Annotated in this window: 20 protein-coding genes and 2 pseudogenes; 6 read left to right on the top strand and 16 right to left on the bottom strand. The window is 67.5% G+C overall.

All coding sequences use genetic code 11. The features are described from left to right. Positions 1 to 129: 129 nt before the first annotated feature. The 5 genes and pseudogenes from ABGI63_RS17230 to ABGI63_RS17215 all read right to left on the bottom strand — a co-directional run. Positions 130 to 693: pseudogene (locus tag ABGI63_RS17230) on the bottom strand (Bax inhibitor-1 family protein); the annotation flags it as partial. A 135-nt stretch (positions 694 to 828) separates the two neighbouring features. Then, positions 829 to 978, bottom strand: a pseudogene (locus tag ABGI63_RS25900) (BAX inhibitor (BI)-1/YccA family protein); the annotation flags it as partial. A 28-nt stretch (positions 979 to 1,006) separates the two neighbouring features. Continuing rightward, positions 1,007 to 1,759, bottom strand: a complete 753-nt coding sequence (locus tag ABGI63_RS17225; RefSeq protein WP_349743580.1) for a TerC family protein — start codon at positions 1,757 to 1,759, stop codon at positions 1,007 to 1,009. 123 nt (positions 1,760 to 1,882) lie between these two features. After that, entirely contained in the window at positions 1,883 to 2,215 is a 333-nt protein-coding gene (locus ABGI63_RS17220) for a hypothetical protein (RefSeq protein WP_349743579.1), read from the bottom strand. A gap of 26 nt (positions 2,216 to 2,241) precedes the next feature. Further along, complete coding sequence (locus ABGI63_RS17215; protein WP_349743578.1) at positions 2,242 to 3,030, bottom strand: ferritin-like domain-containing protein; 789 nt, start codon at positions 3,028 to 3,030, stop codon at positions 2,242 to 2,244. 38 nt (positions 3,031 to 3,068) lie between these two features. Between ABGI63_RS17215 and ABGI63_RS17210 the strand changes: the two genes are divergently transcribed. Together ABGI63_RS17210 and hslO are read left to right on the top strand one after the other, a co-directional pair. Further along, positions 3,069 to 3,593, top strand: coding sequence for a gamma carbonic anhydrase family protein (locus ABGI63_RS17210; RefSeq protein ID WP_349743577.1), 525 nt, complete (start codon positions 3,069 to 3,071; stop codon positions 3,591 to 3,593). Further along, positions 3,593 to 4,549 (top strand): Hsp33 family molecular chaperone HslO, encoded by a 957-nt coding sequence (hslO, locus tag ABGI63_RS17205; protein WP_137945015.1) that lies wholly within the window; start codon positions 3,593 to 3,595, stop codon positions 4,547 to 4,549. The genes ABGI63_RS17210 and hslO overlap by 1 nt, the downstream gene beginning before the upstream one ends. A gap of 6 nt (positions 4,550 to 4,555) precedes the next feature. On the opposite strand, the gene ABGI63_RS17200 is transcribed toward hslO, so the two are convergent. From ABGI63_RS17200 to ABGI63_RS17150, 11 genes are all read right to left on the bottom strand, one after another. Further along, positions 4,556 to 6,223, bottom strand: coding sequence for a bifunctional metallophosphatase/5'-nucleotidase (locus ABGI63_RS17200; protein ID WP_349743576.1), 1,668 nt, complete (start codon positions 6,221 to 6,223; stop codon positions 4,556 to 4,558). Between the two features lie 63 nt (positions 6,224 to 6,286). After that, on the bottom strand, positions 6,287 to 6,991 hold the full coding sequence (locus ABGI63_RS17195) for an AAA family ATPase (protein WP_349743575.1): 705 nt from the start codon (positions 6,989 to 6,991) through the stop codon (positions 6,287 to 6,289). A gap of 7 nt (positions 6,992 to 6,998) precedes the next feature. Next, the gene (gene pnuC, locus ABGI63_RS17190) at positions 6,999 to 7,640 is read right to left on the bottom strand and encodes a nicotinamide riboside transporter PnuC (protein WP_349743574.1); all 642 of its coding nucleotides are present in this window, start codon (positions 7,638 to 7,640) and stop codon (positions 6,999 to 7,001) included. Positions 7,641 to 7,652: 12 nt separating this feature from the next. Next, complete coding sequence (gene ftsB / locus ABGI63_RS17185; RefSeq protein WP_137945018.1) at positions 7,653 to 7,922, bottom strand: cell division protein FtsB; 270 nt, start codon at positions 7,920 to 7,922, stop codon at positions 7,653 to 7,655. Between the two features lie 25 nt (positions 7,923 to 7,947). Next, positions 7,948 to 9,234, bottom strand: coding sequence for a phosphopyruvate hydratase (gene eno, locus ABGI63_RS17180; RefSeq protein WP_349743573.1), 1,287 nt, complete (start codon positions 9,232 to 9,234; stop codon positions 7,948 to 7,950). A gap of 98 nt (positions 9,235 to 9,332) precedes the next feature. After that, positions 9,333 to 9,623: a DUF1330 domain-containing protein gene (locus tag ABGI63_RS17175; RefSeq protein WP_349743572.1), complete on the bottom strand. Its 291-nt coding sequence runs from the start codon at positions 9,621 to 9,623 to the stop codon at positions 9,333 to 9,335. A 41-nt stretch (positions 9,624 to 9,664) separates the two neighbouring features. Further along, positions 9,665 to 10,522, bottom strand: coding sequence for a 3-deoxy-8-phosphooctulonate synthase (gene kdsA, locus ABGI63_RS17170; RefSeq protein ID WP_349743571.1), 858 nt, complete (start codon positions 10,520 to 10,522; stop codon positions 9,665 to 9,667). A gap of 13 nt (positions 10,523 to 10,535) precedes the next feature. After that, entirely contained in the window at positions 10,536 to 12,179 is a 1,644-nt protein-coding gene (gene pyrG / locus ABGI63_RS17165; protein WP_349743570.1) for a CTP synthase, read from the bottom strand. Positions 12,180 to 12,223: 44 nt separating this feature from the next. Then, the gene (locus tag ABGI63_RS17160; RefSeq protein WP_349743568.1) at positions 12,224 to 13,048 is read right to left on the bottom strand and encodes an alpha/beta hydrolase; all 825 of its coding nucleotides are present in this window, start codon (positions 13,046 to 13,048) and stop codon (positions 12,224 to 12,226) included. 52 nt (positions 13,049 to 13,100) lie between these two features. Then, entirely contained in the window at positions 13,101 to 15,680 is a 2,580-nt protein-coding gene (gene mutS / locus ABGI63_RS17155) for a DNA mismatch repair protein MutS (RefSeq protein ID WP_349743566.1), read from the bottom strand. 76 nt (positions 15,681 to 15,756) lie between these two features. Next, positions 15,757 to 16,650, bottom strand: a complete 894-nt coding sequence (locus ABGI63_RS17150) for a LysR substrate-binding domain-containing protein (RefSeq protein ID WP_349743565.1) — start codon at positions 16,648 to 16,650, stop codon at positions 15,757 to 15,759. A gap of 105 nt (positions 16,651 to 16,755) precedes the next feature. Here ABGI63_RS17150 and gcvPA point away from each other — a divergent pair, with 105 nt between their 5' ends. Genes gcvPA through ABGI63_RS17130 form a run of 4 tightly spaced genes read left to right on the top strand, consistent with a single transcriptional unit; the run spans position 16,756 to position 21,798 of the window. Further along, a complete protein-coding gene (gene gcvPA, locus ABGI63_RS17145) occupies positions 16,756 to 18,156 on the top strand; it encodes an aminomethyl-transferring glycine dehydrogenase subunit GcvPA (RefSeq protein WP_349743564.1) in 1,401 nt (466 codons plus the stop codon). Between the two features lie 20 nt (positions 18,157 to 18,176). Beyond that, positions 18,177 to 19,853 carry a glycine dehydrogenase subunit 2 gene (locus ABGI63_RS17140; RefSeq protein WP_349743563.1) on the top strand — a complete coding sequence of 559 codons (1,677 nt, stop codon included), beginning with the start codon at positions 18,177 to 18,179 and terminating at the stop codon, positions 19,851 to 19,853. Positions 19,854 to 19,871: 18 nt separating this feature from the next. Beyond that, a complete protein-coding gene (locus ABGI63_RS17135; RefSeq protein ID WP_349743562.1) occupies positions 19,872 to 20,969 on the top strand; it encodes an ATP-NAD kinase family protein in 1,098 nt (365 codons plus the stop codon). 25 nt (positions 20,970 to 20,994) lie between these two features. After that, the gene (locus tag ABGI63_RS17130) at positions 20,995 to 21,798 is read left to right on the top strand and encodes an SDR family NAD(P)-dependent oxidoreductase (protein ID WP_349743561.1); all 804 of its coding nucleotides are present in this window, start codon (positions 20,995 to 20,997) and stop codon (positions 21,796 to 21,798) included. Positions 21,799 to 21,865: the final 67 nt, after the last annotated feature.

Raw genomic sequence — 21,865 nt, 5'->3', positions numbered from 1 at the left:
ATGAGCAAGGGCGGGATGATAAGTCCCGCCCTTGCTTCTCGATCAGCTACAAGTCGTTCGCCGGGCCGCCCCAAGAACGACTTGCGCCCCCTCGGGGGGCGTCCGCGTACTCGCGGGCGGGGGCTCTACTTACTCGTCACGGCCACCGAAGATGCCCAGCAGGGCCAGCAGCGACTGGAACACGTTGTAGATGCTCAGGTAGACGCCCAGGGTGGCGGTGATGTAGTTGGTTTCCAGGCCGTCCTGCACACGCTTCAGGTCATACAGGATGAAGGCCGAGAAGATGCCGATCGCCAGCACCGACAGCGTGATCATCAGCGCGCTGGACTGCAGGAAGATGTTGGCGATGCCGGCCACCAGCAACATGATCATGCCGATGAAGAGGAACTTGCCCATCGAGCTCAGATCGCGCTTGATCACCGAGGACAGCGAGGCCATGCCCAGGAAGATCGCCCCGGTGCCGGCGAAGGCCGTCATGATCAGGCTGGCGCCATTGGCCAGGCCCAGCACGGTGCCGACCAGACGCGACAGCATCACGCCCATGAAGAAGGTGAAGGCCAGCAGCATCGGCACGCCGGCGGCCGAGTTCTTGGTCTTCTCGATCGCGTACATGAAGCCGAAGGCACCGGCCATGAAGACGATCAGGCTGACCATCGGCGACATCGCGCGGGCGATGCCGGTGCTGACGCCCAGNATGAAGAAGGTGAAGGCCAGCAGCATCGGCACGCCGGCGGCCGAGTTCTTGGTCTTCTCGATCGCGTACATGAAGCCGAAGGCACCGGCCATGAAGACGATCAGGCTGACCATCGGCGACATCGCGCGGGCGATGCCGGTGCTGACGCCCAGCCAGGCGCCCAGCACGGTGGGCACCATGGACAGGGCCAGCAGCCAGTAGGTGTTGCGCAGCACGCGGTTGCGTTCGACGCTGCTCGTGTTGCCGACCGAGATGTCGGCGTATTGGTGCAGGTTTTGGTTCATGTCAGCTCCTTGGAGTGGGGAATGATGTTTACTCGGACTTGGCCAGCGCCTGGCGCTTGCTGCGGGCCCGGATGTTCAGGGCTTCGACGGCCAGCGAGAAGCACATCGCGGCGTAGATATAGCCCTTGGGAATTTCTTGATCGAAGGCCTCGGCGGTCAGCGCCATGCCCACCATCACGAGGAAGGCCAGGGCCAGCACCTTGACCGAGGGGTGACGGTCGACGAAGTCGCCGATCGGCTTGGCGGCCACCAGCATCACGCCGACCGAGACGACCACGGCCGCCACCATCACGCTGATCTGGTCGACCATGCCGACCGCCGTGATCACCGAGTCCAGCGAGAACACGATGTCGATGATGGCAATCTGGCCGATGATGCCCCAGAACAGGCGCTGGCTCGCGGCCTTCATGACCGCCTCATCGGTGGCCGGCGGGCCGTCCTGCTCATGGGCTTCCACCTCGACAAAGATCTCGTGAGAGGCCTTGTAGAGCAGGAACAGGCCGCCGAACAGCAGCACCAGATCTCGCCCGCTGATCTCCTGGCCGAAGAGGGTGAACAGGGTTGCGGTCAGCCCCATCACCCAGCTCAGCGTGAACAGCAAAGCCAGGCGCGACACCATTGCAAAACCCAGGCCCAGGCGGCGCGCCTTGTCGCGCAGATGCGGCGGCAGGCGGCCGACCAGGATGGAGATGAAGATGATGTTGTCGATGCCCAGGACGATTTCCAGGGCGGTCAGCATCGCGAAGGCGATCCAGATATTGGGGTCGAGAAGAAAGTCCATGGCCGGTAGGTCCGATGGCGGCCAGCTTCAGGGGCTGGTCGCGCCGATTGAGTTCAAGAACGAAAGAAGAGGCGAAGAGGCAAAGGCGCGGAGAAGCCACGCCTGGGGCGCCGTGTGGGGCGCTCAGGCGTGCAGGGCAGCGGCGCGGGGAGGCCGTTGCGGGCCCTTCAGATAGGGCGGCGGCATCACGGCCGCATTCAAACTTGGCGGCGCCCTATCGGCGCGCTCGTCGGATCGGTGCGGGCGGGGGGCATCGAACAGCTCGGGGATCTCCACCGGGCCGTCCATGGGCAGATGCTCGGCGAGCGCGCCGGCGGGGGCGTCCTGGCCTGGCAGCTCCAGACTGTCGCAGTGCGCTTGCTGGCCGCTCATGGGCGCTTGCACCTGTGCCAATGCAGGCGCAAGCGCGAGCACAAGCATCAAGGCGGCGAGGATGGCAAGAATCCAGCGAGGCATACGGGCACTAGTGTACTTGCCCGTGGCTAGGACTGCAGATAAGCCAGCTCTTCCGCGCTGAAGCCGGCCGCATGGCGGGCCGACAGATTGAAGGGCGGGCGCAGGCGGGGCGCCTCGTACTGGCGGACCAGATCGGGATAGAGGGCCACCGGATCGAGACCGCGCTCGCGGCACAGCTGGCGATACCAGCGGTTGCCGATCTCGACATGGCCGATCTCGTCGCGCAGGATGATGTTCAGGATCTCGACCGCGCGGCTGTCGCCCGCGCGGGCCAGCTTGGCCTGCAGCGGCGGCGTGGCGTCCAGGCCGCGCGCTTCCAGCGTGCGCGGCACCAGGGCCATGCGGGCCAGCACGTCGCCGGCGGTGCGTTCGGCCATGGTCCACAGGCCGTCATGGGCGTCGAAATCGCCATAGCGCCGGCCGAGGCCTTGCAGATGCTCGTGCAGCAGCGTGAAATGCAGGGCCTCCTCGGCCGCGACCTTGAGCCAGTCCAGATAGAACTCGCGCGGCATGCCGGCAAAGCGCCAGACCGCGTCCAGCGCCAGATTGATGGCGTTGAACTCGATATGGGCGATCGCGTGCAGCAGCGCGGCGCGGCCCTCGGTCGTGAAGGGGGAGCGTTTGGGCACCTGCAGCGTCGGCACCAGCTGCGGGCGCTCGGGACGGCCCGGCAGGCCGTCCGGCCGGCTGAATGCCCGGACCCTGTCCAGCGGCAGATCGGCGCGGGCGGCATCATGGAGATCACGTGCGGCTGTCGCTTTTTCCGCCGGATCGGCGATACACAAGACCTTCAGGGCACGGCTACGGGCTTCCATTCTTACAATTATCGCTTTGCGCCCAGAAGGGACGAGCGATGGCCATCTATGAGCTGGGCGAGCACAAGCCCGATATTGCCGATTCGGCCTGGGTGGCAGACAGCGCCCAGGTGATCGGCCGGGTCACGTTGGGCGAGGACTGCAGCGTGTGGTTCAACGCCGTCTTGCGTGGCGACAGCGACACGCTGAGCATAGGCCGGGGCACGAATATCCAGGACGGCTCGGTGCTGCATGCCGACGCCGGCTTCCCGCTGCAGCTGGGCGAGAACGTCACCGTCGGCCACCAGGTCATGCTGCATGGCTGCACGGTGGGCGAGAACTCGCTGATCGGCATCGCTGCGGTGGTGCTCAATGGCGCGAAGATCGGCAAGAACTCGCTGGTCGGTGCCGGCGCGCTGGTGACCGAGGGCAAGGAATTTCCGGACGGGGTGCTGATCGTCGGCAGCCCGGCCAAGGTGGTGCGCGAGCTGAGCCCGGCCCAGATCGAAGGTTTAAAAGCCAGCGCCCGCCACTACATAGACAACTCCCGGCGCTATTCGACGGGTTTGAAAAAGATCAAGTGATGAGTGAACTGCATAAATTCCTGTTCGAAGGCCTGCCGGTGCGCGGCATGCTGGTGCGCCTGACCGGCAGCTGGCAAGAGGTGCTGAAGCGCCGCGAGACGGTCGGCGCCCATCCGCCCGAGCTGCGTTCGCTGTTGGGCGAGATGGCGGCTGCCGGCGTGCTGATGCAGTCCAACATCAAGTTCAACGGCGCCCTGGTGCTGCAGGTCTTCGGCGACGGCCCGGTGAAGCTGGCCGTGGCCGAGGTGCAGCCGGATCTGAGTTTCCGCGCCACCGCCAAGCTGGTCGGCGAGGTGCCGGAGGGTGCCAAGCTGGAGGCGATGCTGAATGTGCACGGCAAGGGCCGCTGCGCGATCACGCTGGATCCCAAGGACAAGTTCCCCGGCCAGCAGCCCTACCAGGGCGTCGTGCCTCTGCATGGCGACCAGCGCGAGCCACTGCAGCAGCTGTCCGAGGTGCTGGAGCACTATATGCTGCAGTCCGAGCAGCTGGACACCAAGCTGGTGCTGGCGGCCAATGACCAGATCGCTGCCGGCCTGCTGATCCAGCGCCTGCCGGTGCAGGGCGAGGGCAATCTGGCCGGCGCGAAGAACGAGGACGATATCGGCCTGTCCGATGCCTACAACCGCATCAGCATCCTGGCCGCGACCCTGACCAGCGAGGAGCTGCTGACCCTGGATGCCGACACGATCTTGCGCCGGCTGTTCTGGGAGGAAACAGTGCGCCGCTTCGAGCCGCAGACCCCGAGCTTTGCCTGCAGCTGCTCACGCGAGCGCGTGGGCTCGATGCTGAAGAGCCTGGGCCGCGAGGAGATCGACTCGGTGGTGGCCGAGCGCGGTCATGTCGAGGTCGGTTGCGAGTTCTGTGGCCTGCAGTACCACTACGACGCGGTCGATGTGGCCGAGCTTTTCACCGTCGGCCATCAGGCCCAGCCGAGCTCGGGCACCCTGCAGTAAGGCGGCTCAGTTCAGGCGCTGGACCCGGTCCAGCGCGCTGGGCGTGATATTGGGCTGGGTGCTCAGATAGCGCTCCAGCGCGTCCACATCCATCACGCCGGTGCGGGCGTTCCTGCCCTCGGTCAGCACGCGAAAGCCATCGCCGCCGCTGGCGATGAAGCTGTTGACGGTGACGCGGTAGCCGGTCTGCGGGTCCAGCGTCTGGCCATTGAGCTTGATGCTCTCGGCCGGCACGCGCGAGCCCAGCGGCTTCTTCGCATCCCAGCTGTAGCTGAATCCCTTGGAGACCTGCAGGAAGGCGCCGCGCACATCCTCGCTGCGCCACTGCTGCTCCAGCAGGCGGTGGATCTGCGCGCCGGTCAGCGTCAGCGTGACCAAGTTGTTGTAGAAGGGCTGGACCGCGAAGGCGTCGGCGTACGTGACCTCGCCGCTGGCGCTCTTCGTCAACGCGGCACGCACGCCACCGGCGTTCATCAGCGCGATCACCGCACCGCCCTCGTTGGCGCCGGCCGTCGCGGCCAACTGGGCGTCGGCGATCAACTGGCCCATCGGCATCGCGCCGGCCGGGCTGGCCTCGCGCGAGATGCTGTCACTGATGCGGCCGACGACGCGCTTGGCCAGCGGCTCGGCCAGCTTCTCGTAGGCGGCAATCAGCTGGGTCTGGGCCGGGTCCTTGGCATAGCGATCGGTGCGCACGATCACATTGTTGGCACTGGCGCTGATGACGTCGCGACTCTTCGGGTCGAGCTGCAGATCGATCTCGGTGACGATGGTGCCGTACTTGTCACCGCTGGTGACCAGGCGGCCGTCGATATTGCACTGATAGGCGCGGTGGGTATGGCCGCTGACGACCAGGTCGACCGCCTTGTCCAGCTTCTTGACGATGTCGACGATGGGGCCGGAGATGCCGGGGCATTCGTTGTAGTCGCCGGTCGGGAAGCCGCCCTCGTGGATCAGCAGGGCGATGGCCTCGATGCCCTGGGCCCGCAATTCGGGCACCAGCTTGTTGACGGTCTCGGCCTCGTCATCGAAGCGCAGCCCGGCCACGCCGCTGGGCGTGACGATCTCGGGCGTGCCCTTCAGGGTCAGACCGATGAAGGCCATAGGCACGCCGTTGAAGCGCTTGATGTGATAGGCCGGCAGCACGGTCTTGCCGGTCTTGGTATCCCAGGTGCTGGCGGCCAGATACTGGAACTTGGCGCCCTTGAACTGGGTCGGGCCCTTGCAGCCATGCTCGGGGTGACAGCCGCCATACTGCTTGCGCAGCAGCTCGGCGATGCCGCCGTCGAACTCATGGTTGCCGACGGCCGCGACTTCCAGCCCCATCAGGCTCAGCGATTCGATCGTCGGCTCGTCATAGAACAGCGCCGACAACAGCGGGCTGCCGCCTATCAGGTCGCCGGCGGCGACGAAGATGTGGTTGGGATTCTGTTGGATCAGCTGCCGCGCCGCGGTGGCCAGATGCTCGGCGCCGCCGGCCGGCACGGTGATGGTCTTGCTTGGGTCGGCCGGGTCCTTGATGCGGATGCCGCCGCTCGGCTTCAGATTGCCGTGGAAGTCATTGATCGCCAGCACCTTGACGGCCACCGGGCCACTGGGCGCCGGGCTCAGCATTGCGCAGCCCGACAGGACCAGGGCCGAGGCCAGCAGGGTGAGGGCGGAACTCTTCATCATCGGGACACTCCAGGCAAACGTTTGCAAGCAAGTACCAAGTGTCGATGGCCGAGCTCGGCAACGTCAAGTGTCGAAACCCGGAGAGCCGGCCGATTCCCGTCCTCGCATGCGCTGCAGGCTGGCGTGCTCGCACTCCGGCACATCGCAGTCGCGGCAGATCCAGGCCTGCGAGGGCAGGGCGTCCTGGCGTGCCTGCAAGCGGGTGAACAGGCCTTGGCCGGCCTTGAGCTGCGGACTCAGCAGCGGTGTTACCGCTGTCAGCGCGGCTTCCAGCCGGTCCTGGCCCTGGCCGGCAATGACGGCCCAGCTCAGCTTGGACCGGATCAGCGCCTGCCGCAGCGCCGCGTCGACCGGGGCCTGCACATGGGCTCCGTCGCGCTGCAGGCCGTCGGCCACCCAGGGCAGGTCCAGCGCGGTCAGCAGGGTCAGCGCACAGCGGCGCTGCGCGTCCAGAGCGCCTGGCAGCAGGCTGGCGTCGTCGAACAGCAGCTGGCTGTAGACGGCCGTCATCAGCGGCGTGGTGTCGGCGATCACGACCTCGTTGGCGATGCGGGCCGCATCGATCAGCTCGAGTTGGACGCGGGCAATCGACGCCTGTTCATCGGCGCGCGGTGTGCGCCCGGCCCGCTCGCACCAGTCGCGCAGATATTCGGGGACGAAGCTGCAGCGCAGGCCGGTATCGGCTGCCAGCCGCAGGGCCAGGTCTTGCGCCAGGCGGCTCTTGCCGGTGCTCTCGGCGCCGACGATGGCAATGCACAGGCCTGCCATCAGGTGACTAGGCCGTGACGGCAGGCCGCAGCTGGCGCTGCCAGGCACGCCAGCCGGCCACCGACATCGGGATGAAGACCGCATACAGCAGCACGGTCAGCCAGTAGCCCTTGTAGGCGAACAGGCTGACGCTGACCACATTGACCAGCACCCAGACGCTCCAGTTCTCCTGGTACTTGCGGCCCAGCAGGTACTGGCCCAAGAGGCTGGCCACGGTCGGGAAGGCATCCCAATAGGGCGCGGGGGAGTCGGTCTGGCGTTGCAGGAACAGGCCCAGCAACGGCCACGCCAGCAGCACGGCCAGCACCGCCAGCCAGCGCCCGCGCGGGCTCAGCAGGCGCACCCGCAAGTCCTGACCCCGCTCGTCCTTGCCGCGCAGCCATTGCCACCAGCCCCAGATCGCCAGGCTGGCAAAGACCAGCTGCAAGCTCGCCTCGCCATACAGCTTGCCGCTCCAGAACAGCAGGAAGTAGAGCAGGGAGCTCAACAAGGCCAGCGGCCAGGCCAGCACATGGACGCGCATATTGCACACCACCATCCAGACCGCCAGCACAAAGGCCAGGATCTCGGTCCAGGTGATCGGGCTGCCGAAGGCCTCGAAGGCCGGCGCGAGCAAGGGTTGCAGCGGCTGCAGCAGCGCGTCGATCATGACGGGGCCATTTCAGCGGCGCAACTGGACGAAGATCTCGTCGGGCTTGATCATGCCCAGCTCGAAGCGGGCCTTTTCCTCGACCATCTCCAGGCCCTCGCGCAGATCGCGCAGCTCGGCGTCGAGCTGCGCATTGCGGGCGCGGGCCTTGTCATTGGCCAGCTGCTGCTCAGCCAGCTCGGCCCGCAGCTGAACGACACGCGGCATGCCGCCCTTGCCGAACCAGAGCTGGGCCTGGATGGCCAGCAGAAAGCCGGCCAGGATGATGCTGAGAATTTTCACGCCCGCAGTCTAGCTGCTTGCGCGATCAGCGCAGGTTGTAGAAGGCCGCGCGGCCGGGGTACACGGCCACATCGCCCAGGTCTTCTTCGATGCGCAGCAGCTGATTGTACTTGGCCATGCGGTCCGAGCGGCTCAGCGAGCCGGTCTTGATCTGGCCGGCGTTCAGGCCGACGGCGATGTCGGAGATGGTCGAGTCCTCGGTCTCGCCCGAGCGGTGCGAGATCACGGCGGTGTAGCCGGCGCGCTTGGCCATCTCGATGGCGGCGAAGGTCTCGGTCAGGGTGCCGATCTGGTTGATCTTGATCAGGATCGAGTTGGCGATGCCCTTGTCGATGCCTTCCTTCAGGATCTTGGTGTTGGTGACGAAGAGGTCGTCGCCGACGATCTGCACATTCTTGCCCAGGCGGTCGGTCAGGATCTTCCAGCCGTCCCAGTCGCCCTCGGCCATGCCGTCTTCGATCGAGATGATCGGGTACTTGTCGACCCAGGTGGCCAGCATATCGGTCCATTCTTGCGAGGACAGCTTGATGCCGCCTTCGCCTTCGAGCACGTATTTGCCGTCCTTGTAGAACTCGCTGGCGGCGCAGTCCAGGCCCAGGGCGATCTGCTCGCCGGCGGTGTAGCCGGCCTTGTCGATCGCTTCCAGAATCATCTGGATCGCAGCCTCATGATTCTCGACGTTGGGGGCGAAGCCGCCTTCATCGCCGACCGCGGTGCTGATGTGCTTGTCGTGCAGGATCTTCTTCAGTGCGTGGAAGACCTCGGCACCCCAGCGCAGCGCTTCGCGGAAGCTCGGTGCGCCGACCGGGATGATCATCAGCTCTTGCAGGTCGAGATTGTTGTTGGCGTGCTCGCCACCGTTGATGACGTTCATCATCGGCACCGGCAGCTGGTTGCCGTTCATGCCGCCGAAATAGCGGTACAGCGGCAGGCCCGACTCTTCGGCGGCGGCGCGGGCCACGGCCATCGAGACGGCCAGCATCGCGTTCGCACCCAGGCGGCTCTTGTTCTCGGTGCCGTCCAGATCGATCAGCGTGCGGTCCAGGAAGGCCTGCTCGGAGGCGTCCAGGCCCAGCACGGCCTCGGAGATCTCGGTGTTGATGTGCTCGACGGCCTTCAGCACGCCCTTGCCCAGATAACGGCTCTTGTCACCGTCGCGCAGCTCGATGGCTTCGCGCGAACCGGTCGATGCACCCGAAGGCACGGCGGCGCGGCCCATCACGCCGGACTCCAGCAGCACATCGCACTCGACGGTGGGATTGCCGCGGCTGTCCAGGATTTCACGGCCGACGATGTCAACAATAGCGCTCATATTCTCGAGGTCTCCAGAAGGTCAAAAAATCTTGGGGCGGCGCGATGGTGCCGGATTTTCGTTACCAGCGCACAACAAGATGCCGGCTGTGTGGGGGCTCAAACGCCTTCGATCAGCACCATGCGCATCACGGCCGCACCCTGGCGCGCCGCGCGGGCCTGTCCATACTCGGGCGAGTCATTGAAGGCACGGGCGGCCTCAAGCGATGCGAACTTCAGCAGCACGACACGGTCGGGCGTCCAGTCGCCCTCCAGCACCTCGACGTGGCCACCACGCACGCAGACTTCGGCGCCATGGGCTTGCATCGCGGCCGAGGAGAACTTTTTGTACTCCTCGTACTGCGTGGGGTTTGTGACCTGGACGTTGGCGAGGATGTAGGCGTTGGGCATGGGTTCAGCAGGAGAAATCATTCTGGCGAAATGACCTCTCCTTAGCAGGAGAAGTCATTTTCAAGAAGGGGCTGGGTCTTGACAATGCGGTCCAGCGCAACGAGCTGCTCCAGCAGCGTCCGCATATGCTGGAGCGGCACGGCGTTGGGTCCGTCGGACCAGGCCTCTGCCGGGCGCGGATGGGTTTCCATGAAGAGACCGGCCACGCCAGCGCCCACGCCGGCGCGGGCCAGCACGGGCACCATCTCGCGGGCGCCGCCGCTGCTGGTGCCCTGACCACCGGGCTTCTGCACCGAGTGGGTCACGTCGAACACCACCGGCGCGCCGGATTTGCGCATCTCGGCCAGGCTGCTCATATCGGCCACGAGATTGTTGTAGCCAAAGCTCACGCCGCGCTCGCAGGCCAGGAAGCGGTCTTCCGACAGGCCGGCTTCGCGAGCCGCGTCGCGCGCCTTGTCGATGACGTTCTTCATGTCCCAGGGCGCGAGGAACTGGCCCTTCTTGATGTTCACCGGCTTGCCCGACTTGGCCACTGCGCGGATGAAGTCGGTCTGGCGGCACAGGAAGGCCGGGGTCTGCAGCACGTCGACCACGGCGGCCACATCGGCCACCTGGGCTTCGTCATGCACATCGGTCAGGATGGGCAGCTGCAGCTGACGGCGCACCTCGTCCAGGATCTTCAGGCCGGCCTCCATGCCGACACCGCGCTTGGTGCTGCCCGACGAGCGGTTGGCCTTGTCGAAGGAGCCCTTGTAGATCAGCGGGATGCCCAGGGCCGAGCAGGCCTCCTTGAGCCGGCCTGCCACTTCCATGCTCATCTCCAGGCCCTCGATCGAGCAGGTGCCAGCGATCAGGAAGAAGGGGCGGTCGATGCCGACCTCAAAATCGCACAGCTTCATGGCAGGAGCTCCTTCAGGCCTGTTTGTGTTCCAGCGCCGCCTTGATGAAGGCGGTGAACAGCGGGTGGCCGTCCCAGGGCGTGGACTTGAATTCCGGGTGGAACTGCACGCCGACATACCAGGGATGGACGGAGCGCGGCAGCTCGACCATCTCGGTCAGCTTCTCGCGCTGGGTGATGGCCGAGATCACCAGACCGGCCTCTTGCAGACGGTCCAGATAGTGCTCGTTGGCCTCGTAGCGATGACGATGGCGCTCGGTGACCACCGGGCCGTAGATGTCGTGGGCCAGAGTGCCGGGCTTGACGTCCGAGCTCTGCGCACCCAGGCGCATCGTGCCGCCCAGATCGCTCTTTTCGTCGCGTCTCTGGATCGTGCCGTCGGCGTCCTGCCATTCGTCGATCAAGGCGATCACCGGGTTCGGTGTCTCGGGCTCGAACTCGGTCGAATTGGCGCCGGCCAGGCCGGCCATATGGCGGGCGTACTCGATGGTCGCGACCTGCATGCCCAGGCAGATGCCCAGATAAGGCAGCTTGTGCTCGCGGGCGTACTTGGCCGCCAGGATCTTGCCCTCGACGCCGCGCTTGCCGAAGCCGCCCGGCACCAGGATGGCGTCGTACTGGCCCAGCTGGTCGATGTTGTCGGGGGTCAGCAGTTCCGAATCGACATACTCGATCTTCACGCCCGAGTGGTTGTGGATGCCGGCGTGGCGCAATGCCTCGTTGAGCGATTTGTAGGAGTCGCTCAGATCGGTGTACTTGCCGCACATCGCGATCGTGACATGCTTGGTCGGATGCTCGACCTCGTGCACCAGGGTGTCCCAGCGCTTCAGGTCGGCGGACTTGGTGTTGAGCTGCAGCTTGGTGCAGATCAGCTGGTCCAGGCCCTGCTCGTGCAGCATGCGCGGCACCTTGTAGATGGTGTTCACGTCCCACATCGAGATCACACCGTACTCGGCCACATTGGTGAACAGCGAGATCTTCTCGCGCTCATCGTCCGGGATGCGGCGGTCGGCGCGGCACAGCAGCGCATCCGGCTGGATGCCGATCTCGCGCAGCTTCTGCACCGTGTGCTGGGTCGGCTTGGTCTTGAGCTCGCCGGCCGCAGCGATCCAGGGCACATAGGTCAGGTGCACGAAGGCGACGTTGTTCGGACCGGCCTTCAGGCTCATCTGGCGCGCCGCTTCGAGGAAGGGCAGCGATTCGATATCGCCGACCGTGCCGCCGATCTCGACGATGGCCACATCGACGGCATCGGGCGTGCCCTGGCCGGCGCCGCGACGGATGAAGTCCTGCATCTCATTGGTGATGTGGGGAATCACCTGCACGGTCTTGCCGAGGTAGTCGCCGCGGCGTTCCTTCTCCAGCACCGACATATAGATCTGGCCGGTGGTGAAGTTATTGCTCTTCTTCATCCGCGTGGTGATGAAGCGCTCGTAGTGGCCCAGGTCCAGATCGGTTTCGGCCCCGTCATCGGTGACGAAGACCTCGCCATGCTGGAAGGGCGACATCGTGCCCGGATCCACGTTGATATAGGGATCGAGCTTGATCAGGGTGACCTTGAGGCCGCGCGATTCGAGGATGGCAGCCAGTGAGGCCGATGCGATGCCCTTGCCGAGTGAGGACACCACACCGCCTGTGACGAAGACGTACTTGGTCATGTCTTGCAGCGCCCGTACAAGAACGCTGTGGTGGTAAAGCGTGATTATAGCGAGGTGGCCCGCGCTGCCCGGAGCTCGTCGAGCATTTGCAGTACCAGGGTGGCCGTGTCGTCGGGTCGCTCGAAGGGATAGAGGTGGCTGCCTTCCATCCAGCGGAAGTGCTGGCGCGCCAGCGCCTTCGAGGCGGCGGCCCCGGCCTGGCGCAGTTCTTCGGACTGTGTGCCGGCGACAAAGCCGATCGGGCAGCGCGGCGGATGGCGGCGCAGCAGGGCCGGCAAATGGTGGGGCAGGGTGTTGTAGATGCGGGTCTCGATCTCGCGCTGAAAAGCCAGCCGGGTCTTGTCTCCCTGCTCCTCGAAGCCGCTGGCCACATAGTCGGCCAGCACCCGCGGGTCCCAGCGGGCGAACTTGTGCTTGGCGGCGAAGTGCTCCTGCACCGCCGCCCGCGTCGGCCATTCATGGCGGCGCTGGCTGGAGATCTTGCCGGGCGAGACGCGAGGCATCAGCCGCGTCGCCTTGGCCATGCGCACGCTGTGGGCGCGCCAGCCGCTGACGACCGGGCTGTCCAGCATCAGCAGACCCTCGACCAGATCGGGCCTGCGGCAGGCCACCAGCAGGCTCAGCATGCCGCCCAGCGAATGGCCGGCCAGCATGACCGGGCCGCTGGGTTTGACGTCCCGCTCGATGAAGTGGATCAGCTGATCGCGCAGATGCGGCCAGTTGCTCGTGACCGGGTAGGCCGGGTCATGGCCGATGCGGGGCAGGGCGTGGACCTCCCAGCCGGCCGCGCGCCAGGTCTCGAACAAGACGCGGTAGCAGCCGGCACCGAAGCCGTTCGCATGGGAAAAGACGAGCGTGCCTTGATTCATATGCAGCGAGTCTTTCGCCAGAAAACCAGGGTCTTGGGCGCGGCGGCGAGGGTCATGTCTTGCTGAGTTTCTTCAATCGGTACAGCGCGTCGAGCGCCTCGCGCGGGCTCATTGCGTCGGGATCCAGATCTTGCAGCGCCAGCAGGGCCGGGCTGGTCGCCTCGGTGACAGCGGCCACCGGCTCGGGCGGCGTCGCGAACAGATCGATCTGCGCCTCGTCCTCGCTGGCCTTGGCCTCCAGCGCCTCCAGCGTGGCGCGGGCCTGGCGCACCAGGCTGGCGGGCATGCCGGCCAGCCGCGCCACCTGCACGCCATAGCTGCGGCTGGCCGGGCCGGCTTGCAGCTCGTGCAGGAAGACGATGTCGTCGCCGCTCTCGACCGCGCCGACATGGCTGTTGAGCGCGCCGGCATGCTTGGCCGGGAACTCGGTCAGCTCGAAGTAGTGGGTCGCGAACAGCGTGAACGCGCGGCTCTTGTCATGCAGATGGCTGGCGATGGCACCGGCCAGCGCCAGGCCGTCGAAGGTCGAGGTGCCGCGCCCGATCTCGTCCATCAGCACCAGCGACTGCTCGGTCGCGCTGTGCAGGATGGCGGCCGCCTCGGTCATCTCCAGCATGAAGGTCGACTGCGCATTGGCCAGGTCGTCGGCCGCGCCGATGCGGGTGTGGATCGCATCCATGGGCCCGAGCCGGCAGCTGGTGGCGGGCACATAGGAGCCGATCGCGGCCAGCAGGCTGATCAGGGCCACCTGGCGCATAAAGGTGCTCTTGCCGCCCATATTCGGGCCGGTGATGATCAGCATGCGGGTGCGGGCGTCGAGCCGGCAGTCATTGGCCATGAACTCGCCGGCGCCGGTCTCGCGCAGCCGCATCTCGACCACCGGATGCCGGCCGGCGCCGATCTCGATGCAGGGCTGGCCGACGAACTCCGGCCGGCACCAGCGCAGGCTGGCGGCCCGCTCGGCCAGCGCCGCCAGCGCATCCAGGCTGGCCAGCGCGCGGCCCAGCGCGGTCAGCGGCTGCAGCTCCTCGACCAGATGGTCGATCACCGCTTCGTAAAGCAGCTTCTCGCGCGCCAGCGAGCGCTCCTGGGCCGACAGCGCCTTGTCCTCGAAGGCCTTCAGCTCGGGCGTGATGTAGCGCTCGGCATTCTTCAGGGTCTGGCGGCGCTGGTAGTCCATCGGCACCTTGTCGACCTGGCCCTGGGTGACCTCGATATAGAAGCCATGCACCTTGTTGAACTGCACGCGCAGATTGGCGATGCCGGTGCGGGCGCGCTCGCGCGCCTCCAGGTCCAGCAGGAAGGCGTCGCAGTTCTGGCTGATGCCGCGCAGCTCGTCGAGTTCGGCGTCGAAGCCGGCGGCGATCACGCCGCCGTCGCGCAGGAGTACGGCCGGCTCCTCGGCGATGGCGCGGTTCAGCAGCTCCTCGATATGCGGTGAGGCGGCCAGGCCCTTGGCCAGCTGGGCGATCAGCGGCGCGCCGCTGGGCAGGGTCCGGGCCAGCTCGGGCAGGATCTGCAGGGTCGCGCGCAGGCCGGTCAGCTCGCGCGGACGCACCTGGCGCAGCGCTACGCGGGCGGCGATGCGCTCGACATCGGAGACATGGCGCAGCGCTTCCCGCAGCGGCTCGGGGCTGGCCGCCAGCAGGCTGGCAATCGCCTGATGCCGGGCCAGCGCCTCGCCGCGCTCGCGCCGCGGATGCAGCAGCCAGTGGCGCAGCGCGCGGCTGCCCATGCCGGTGCGGCAGCTGTCGAGCACCGACAGCAGGGTCGGCGCGCTCTCGCCGCGCAGTGTCTGGGTCAGTTCAAGATTGCGCTGGGTGGCCGGTGGCAGGTCCAGCAGATCGCTGCTGCGCTGCACCTGCAGGCTCTTGACATGGGCCAGCGCCCGGCCCTGCGTGTGTTCGGCATAGCTCAGCAGTGCGGCCGCGGCGGCCTGGGCGGCGCTCAGGCCTTGCGCGTTGAAGCCAGCCAGGCTGGCGACGCCGAGCTGCTCGCAGAGCTTGCGCGCGCCCAGCGCGGTGTCGAACTGCCAGCTGGGCCGGTTGGTGATCGGCAGCCTTGCGGCCAGCACACCGGCGGGCTGGCGCTCGCGGTCCACCAGCACCTCGGCCGGGCTCATGCGGGCCAGCCAGGACGGCAGCTCGCGCTCGCTGCATTCGGCCAGACCCAGCTCTCCCTTGGTCAGCGACAGCCAGGCCAGGCCCAAGGTCTTGCCCTGGGCGGCGACGGCCAGCAGGATGGAGTCCTGCTTGTCGGCCAGCAGCTCGGTGTCGGTGACCGTGCCGGGCGTGACGACGCGCACCACCTTGCGCTCGACCGGCCCCTTGGCCGTCGCCACATCGCCGACCTGCTCGGCGATCGCGACCGCCTCGCCCAGCTTGATCAGCTTGGCCAGATAGCTCTCCAGCGCGTTCACCGGCACGCCCGCCATCACGACCGGCTGGCCGGCGCTCTGGCCGCGCGTGGTCAGCGTGATGTCCAGCAGCGCATTGGCCTTGCGGGCATCGTCGAAAAAGACCTCGTAGAAGTCGCCCATGCGGAAGAACACCAGCACATCGGGGTGCTCGGCCTTGATACGCAGGTATTGCGCCATCACGGGGGTGTGGGCGCTGAAGTCTTGGGTGGTCATTGCGGCAAGGGGAAAGGCAAAGCCCTCGGTCGAGGGCTTGGGGCCAGAGTGTAGGACAAGGCTTGCGGCGCGCCGCTCAGCCGGCCGGGCATTCGCCCAGCATGAAATCGGCCAGCGCGCGAAAGCGCGGCTGCTCGGCCAGGGCCGGTGCCGCCAGCAGCCAGTAGGCGCCGTCGGCCTCGATGCTGAGCGCAAAAGGCCGCAGCAGCCGGCCCGCGCGCAGCTCGTCCTCGATCAGGGCCAGCCGGCCCAGCGCCAGGCCGCGGCCGGCCATCGCAGCCAGCAGCAGGGCATTGCTGTCGTCGATCAGCTGGCCCTGGCGTTGTTGCCCGCCCTCGGCCACGCCGGCGGCGCGCAGCCAGCGCGCCCAGTCATCGAAGCTGTCCTCGTGCAGCAGCGGGTAGTCGCGCAGCGCCTCGGGGCTCTCCAGCGGCTGCTCGGGCCGGGGCAGGGTGGGCGCGCAGACCGGGCTCAGCGCGGTGCCGAACAGGCGCTGGGCCCACAGGCGCGGCGGCGGTTCGCGCAGCCAGGCCACCGCTGCCTCGGCTGTGCCGCGGGCGAGCGCATCGGGCTGGGTGCTGTGGTGCAGGTGCAGCTCGACCTCGGGGTGGGCATCCCAGAAGCGCGGCAGCCGCGGCATCAGCCAGCGGCCGGAGAAGCTGGGCGTGACGGCCAGCTGCAGGCTTTGGGTCTGCCGGCTGCCCTGCTTGAGCTGGCCCAGCAGCTCGTCGATGCGGTCAAAGCTGCTCGACAACACGCCCACCAGGCGCTCGCCGGCGGCGGTCAGCCGCACCTGGCGCGGCCGGCGCTCGAACAGCGGCTGGCCCAGGGCCTGCTCCAGCGCCCGCACCTGGTGGCTGACCGCCGCCTGGGTCACATGCAGCTCGGCCGCCGCCTGGGTGAAGGACAGCTGGCGCGCCGCCGCCTCGAAGCAGCGCAGCGCGTTCAGATGGTGCAGATGGCGTCGCATGGATTAGCTGTATTTATGTATGGCGCAAATATATGTCGTTTGTACGATTCCGCTGCTACCTGTGCAATAGCGTTCATCGAAACGTTTCAAGCCACGCACAGGGTCATGAACAAATCTCAGGTTTACCCCTATATCCCGAACTCGGTGCCCGAGGTCAAGGCGGCGATGCTGGCGGCCACCGGCGCGAGCTCGGTCGAGGACTTCTATGCCGACATCCCGCCCGCGCTGCGCCTGTCGCGGCCGCTGAACCTGCCGGCGCCGCTGCTGTCGGAGGCGCGGCTCAAGCGTCATGTGCAGGGCCTGCTGGCTCAGAACAGGCATTGCGGCGAGGTGCTGAGCTTTCTGGGCGGCGGCTGCTACCAGCACCATGTGCCGGCGATCTGCGACGAGATCAATGGCCGCAGCGAGTTCCTGACCGCCTATGCCGGCGAGCCCTATGACGACCATGGCCGCTTCCAGGCGCTGTGGGAGTACGTCTCGATGATGGGCGAGCTGCTGAATATGGATGTGGTCAGCGTGCCCACCTATGACGGGCTGCAGGCCGCCGCCACCGCCTGCTGCATGGCCGTGCGCTACCAGGGGGGCGAGCGCCGTCAGGTGCTGGTGGCCGCCAATGTGAACCCCGACAAGCGCTCGCATATGCAGACCTACGGGCGCAGCGAGATCGAGTTCATCGAGGTGGCCTTCGACGCCGCCACCGGCCTGGTGAACCGCGCCGATCTGCAGGCCAAGCTGGGCCCGCAGGTGGCGGCCTTCTATGTGGACGTGCCGAACTATTTCGGCGGCATCGACGAGGGCGCGGCGCTGGCCGGCCTGGTGAAGGCGGCCGGCGCGCTGCTGATCGTCGGCGTGGACCCCGGCTCGCTGGGCCTCTTGACCCCGCCGGGCGACTATGGCGCGACCATCGTCTGCGGCGACATCCAGCCCTTGGGCATGCATATGAGCTATGGCGGCGGCCATGGCGGCTTCATCGCCAGCCGCGATGAGGAGGCCCTGGTGCTGCAATACCCCTCGCGCCTGTTCGGCATCGCGCCGACCTCGGTGCCGGGCCAGTACGGCTTCGGCGATGTGGCCTATCACCGCACCTCCTTCGACAAGCGCGAGCAGGGCAATGAGTTCGTCGGCACCGCCGCCGCGCTGTGGGGCATCACGGCCGGCGTCTATCTGGCCAGCCTGGGCCCGCAGGGCATGGTGGAGCTGGGCGAGGGCATTGCGCGCCGCGTTGCCTATGCCCGCCAGCGCCTGGCCGAGCTGCCGGGTCTGCGCCTGGCCCATGCGGACACGGCCCATTTCAAGGAGTTCGCGCTGGACTTCGGCGCCAGCGGCTTCACGGTGGCCCAGATCAACGCGGCGCTGCGCGAGCGGCACGGCATCTTCGGCGGCCATGACCTGTCGGCCGCCTTCCCCGCCCTGGGCCAGAGTGCCCTCTATGCCTTCACCGAGCTGCACAGCCAGGCCGATATCGACCGTCTGGTGGCGGCCCTGCGCGAACTGCTGAGCCAATGACTGCGACAAACCCCAGCACCATGGAAAACATCTCCGCCCATCGCTTCAGCGACGGCAAGCCCAATCTGCGCCGCTACCAGCAGGCGCGCTGGGACGAGCCGCTGATCTTCGAGCTGAGCCAGGCCGGCGAGCGGGCCATCCTGGTGCCCGAGCTGGAACCCGGCATCGCGGCTGCCACCGCGCAGGCGCTGGACCGGCTGCCCAGCGGCATGCGCCGCGCCAAGGCCCCGGCCCTGCCGGAGCTGAGCCAGAACCGGGTGCTGCGCCACTATCTGCGCCTGTCGCAGGAGAACCTGGGCGCGGATCTGAATGTCGATGTCGGGCAGGGCACCTGCACGATGAAGTACAACCCCAAGATCAACGAGCAGCTGGCCCGCGATGCCCGGATGAGCGAGCTGCATCCCTTGCAGCACGAGTCCACCGTGCAGGGCATTCTGCAGGTGATGCACCAGATGGAGCAGGTGATCTGCGAGGTCTCGGGCATGGACGCGGTGAGCCTGCAGCCGCGCTCGGGCTCGCAGGCGATCTACGCCAATATCGCGATGATGCGCGCCTGGTTCGAGTCGCGTGGCGAAGCCGGCGAGTTGTCGCCGGGCCGTTCCCAAGACAACTCGACCCCCTCGGGGGGGCTGGCGCAAAGCGACAGCTCTGGGGGCTCAAAGGTTTGCAGGGACGAGATCATCACGACGATCTTCTCCCACCCCTCGGATGCCGCCTGCGCCAAGGTGCTGGGCTACAAGGTCGTCACGCTATACCCCGATGCCGACGGCTACCCCGATCTGGCCGCGATGCAGGCGGCGGTCGGCCCGCGCACCGCGGCCCTGATCATCACCAATCCCGAGGACACCGGCATCTTCAACCCCCGGATCGCCGAGTTTGTCGCCGCCGCCCATGCGGTGGGTGCGCTGGCCTGCTATGACCAGGCCAATGCCAACGGCCTGCTGGGCATCACCCGGGCGCGCGAGGCCGGCTTCGATCTGTGTCACTTCAATCTGCACAAGACCTTCGCGACGCCCCATGCCTGCGGCGGCCCCGCCGTCGGCGCCTGCGCGGTGACGGCGGCGCTGGCGCCCTTTCTGCCCCGTCCGCGCATCGTCAAGGACGGCGCGCAGTACCGCATCGATCAGGGCGAGGCGCAATCGATCGGCAAGGTGGCGGCCTTCATGGGTACGGCCAGCGTGGTGCTGCGGGCCTATGCCTGGGTGATGAATCTGGGCGCCGAAGGGCTGCGCGAGGTGGCCGAGGTCGCGGTGCTGAACAACAACTACATGATGAGCCGGCTGCTGCAGATCCCCGGTCTGAGCGCGCCCTATGCTGCCGGCAAACGCCGCATCGAGCAGGTGCGCTACAGCTGGGCGCAGCTCAGCGAAGAGACCGGCGTCGGCTCGGGCGATATCGGCCTGCGCGCCGCCGACTACGGCACGCATTACTGGACCAGCCACCATCCCTATGTGGTGCCCGAGCCCGCGACGATAGAGCCCACCGAGGCCTACTCACGCGCCGACCTGGACGAGTTTGTGCAGATCATGGCCCGGGTCGCGGACGAGGCGCGCACGGATCCCGCGCTGGTGCTGGGTGCGCCGCACAACTGCCCGACCACCCGGGTCAAGGACGAGTATCTGGAAGACCCCAGGCTCTGGGCCATCACCAGGCGGGCCTGGCAGCGCAAGCTGGCCGAACATGGCGCCAAGGCCTGAAGCGAGCGAGAAGAGAGCATGCGCGTCGGCCTCCTGATCAATCCCATCGCCGGTGCCGGCGGGCCCTTGGCCCTGCATGGCAGCGATGCCTTGCGCCCGGGCGCCGCGCCGCCGGACTGGGCCGCGGGCCGCGCCGAAGAAGCCCTGCGCGTGCTGCTGGCCGGCTGTGCGCCGCTGTGGGTCTGCGGGGCCGGGGCCATGGGGGAGGACCTGCTGCGGGCGCTGGGCCAGGTACCCGAGGTGCTGGGCGAGCGGTGCTGGCCCAGCACGGCGCAGGACACGCGCCGGCTGGCGGCACAGATGCTGACGCAAGACCTGGCTCTCCTGCTTTTCGTCGGTGGCGACGGCACGGCCCGCGATGTGCTGGATGCGGTGGGCGAGGCGCTGCCGGTGCTGGGCGTCCCGGCCGGGGTCAAGCTGCAATCGGCCTGCTTCGGCGTCAGCCCGCGGGCGGCCGGGCGGCTGGCGGCGGCTTTTCTGTCCGGCCAGCGCCGCCTGAGCGAGGCCCGCGAGGTGCTGGACCTGGACGAGGCCGTGCTGGGCCAGGGCCGGGTGCAGGCCCGGCTCTATGGCCAGCTGCGCACGCCGGTCGATGCGCGCTGGCTGCAGGGCCGCAAATCGCGCAGCGAGGCCGGCGATGCGGTGGATGCCGAGCTGCTGGCCCAGAGCCTGGCGCCGCAGCTGCGCCAGGGCCTGCACCTGATCGGCCCCGGCTCCACCACCTGGGCGCTGAAACAGGCCCTGGGTCTGGACGGCAGCCTGATCGGTGTGGACGTGGTGGTGGACGGGCAGCTGGGGCTGCGCGATGCCGACGAGGCCCGGCTGTGGGAACTATTGCAAGGACAACAAGCGCCGGCGCGGCTGTGGCTGACCGCGATCGGTGGCCAGGGCCATGTGCTGGGCCGCGGCAATGCGCCGCTGAGCCCGCGTGTGCTGCAGGCCCTGGGCCCGCAGGCGCTGACGGTGCTGATCACGCCGCGCAAGCTGCAGGCCCTGGGCGGCGCGCAGCTGCGGGTGGACAGCGGCTCGGCTGCCGTCGATGCGCTCTATGCCGGCCCGGTGCGCGCGCTGACCGGCCCGCGCGAGCAGGCCATGTTGCACCTGGTGGCCGACTGAATAAAACACCAAGAAGGACGACAAGATGAGCGACAAGATGAAGGACAAGACAGGAAGCGGCGGCGAACTGGCCGGCAAAGTGGCCCTGATCACCGGCGCCGGCTCCGGCATCGGCCGGGCCACGGCCCTGCTGTTCGCCCGTGAAGGTGCCCGGGTCGCGGTCTGCGATCTGAACCCCGCCGGCGGCGCGGCCACGGTGGCGGCGGTCCGCGGAGCCGGCGGCGAAGCCGTGTTTGTGGAGGCCGATGTGGCTCGCGCTGCCGACTGCGAGCGGGCAGTGCACCAGACCCTGGCCGCCTTCGGCCGGCTCGATGTGCTGTTCAACAACGCCGGCATCACCCGGCGCGCCAATGTGGTGGACACCAGCGAGGCCGACTGGGACGCGGTGATGGCGGTCAACGTCAAGTCGATCTTTCTGATGAGCAAGTACGCGGTGCCGGTGATGGCGGAGCAGGGGGGCGGCAGCATCATCAACGCCGGCTCCGGCTGGGGCCTGGTCGGCGGCAAGGACGCGGTGTCCTACTGCGCGGCCAAGGGCGCGGTGGTCAATATGACGCGGGCGATGGCGGTGGATCACGGGCCGCAGAGGATCCGGGTCAACAGCGTCTGCCCCGGCGATACCGACACGGCCATGCTGCGCGATGAAGCGGCCCAGCTGGGCCTGGCCGAGACGGCCCTGGTCGAGGCCGGCAATGCCCGGCCGCTGATGCGGGTGGGCCAGGCCGAGGAGATCGCCCAGGTCGTGCTCTTCCTGGCCAGCGACCGCGCCTCCTTTGTCACTGGTTCGGCCTATGTCGTCGACGGCGGCGGCCTGGCCGGCTCGGCCTAGGGTCTGCACGCTGCCGCTCCTAGGGTAAGCCTCGATTCAAGCCCGAAATGCAGTAAATATATTTCTG

The sequence above is a fragment of the Roseateles cavernae genome (assembly GCF_040187885.1).
Taxonomy (GTDB): Bacteria; Pseudomonadota; Gammaproteobacteria; order Burkholderiales; family Burkholderiaceae_C; genus Roseateles_E; species Roseateles_E cavernae.
This window is presented reverse-complemented; position numbering and strand designations above follow the sequence as displayed.